The following is a 657-nucleotide window of genomic DNA, read 5'->3' as shown; positions in this document are numbered from 1 at the left end:
AGTCTCGTGGGCTCGGCGCCGGCGAGTTTCATGCCGTGGTTCGACGTTCCGGGGCGCAAGACCGAGAACATCACCGTCGTCTTCGGCCACTGGGCCGCGCTCGGCTTGACGGTCCGCGACAATCTGATCGGCCTCGATTCGGGCTGCGTGTGGGGAGAGCAGCTGTCGGCCGTCCGGCTGGCGCGCTCGCCCGCCGAACGCACGGTCACACAGGTGCAATGCGAAGGCTGCCGCGCAGTCGTGAACTGAACGCCGGGTGGACGACGCGCTTCGCGTGCTATGCGTGGCGCGTCAAATCGATGTCCGGACCCGTCAGCGGCTCCTGCGGGTTGTTCGCGGCGGCGTCGATGAAGGCTTGCGTACGGTCCGCAATCTGGCCCGAACGACGCGCCTCGGGGTCTTGCAGCGCCGCCAGCGCCGCCCCCACCGCCTGCTCCGCCTCGACCGCCAGCAGGCGCCGGTCGGCGCCTGGCGCGAGCGCCGCGCCCACGTACACATGCGCCGTCAGCGGCCCCCCGCGCAACAGCGCATCGAGCGACTGACGCAACGACATCTCGCCGATGTAAGCGGGCGCCGTCGACTGCCGTCCCTGCGCATCCTCGTACATCATGCACACCGGCTGAACGGGCCGGGACGCGGACACGGCCGCCTGAAACA

The 657-nt window shown here is 70.2% G+C and carries 2 pseudogenes; one reads left to right on the top strand and one right to left on the bottom strand.

Annotated elements, in window-relative coordinates:
* Window positions 1–249: pseudogene (locus BN2475_RS33200) on the top strand (symmetrical bis(5'-nucleosyl)-tetraphosphatase); the annotation flags it as partial.
* 28 nt (window positions 250–277) lie between these two features.
* Here the strand turns inward: BN2475_RS33200 and BN2475_RS33195 are convergent.
* Window positions 278–657: pseudogene (locus tag BN2475_RS33195) on the bottom strand (1-acyl-sn-glycerol-3-phosphate acyltransferase); the annotation flags it as partial.

Origin of the sequence: Paraburkholderia ribeironis (assembly GCF_900019265.1) — a bacterium.
In the GTDB taxonomy this organism is placed as follows: domain Bacteria; phylum Pseudomonadota; class Gammaproteobacteria; order Burkholderiales; family Burkholderiaceae; genus Paraburkholderia; species Paraburkholderia ribeironis.
The sequence above is the reverse complement of the archived record's forward strand: the minus strand, read 5'-3'. Positions and strand labels throughout refer to the sequence as shown.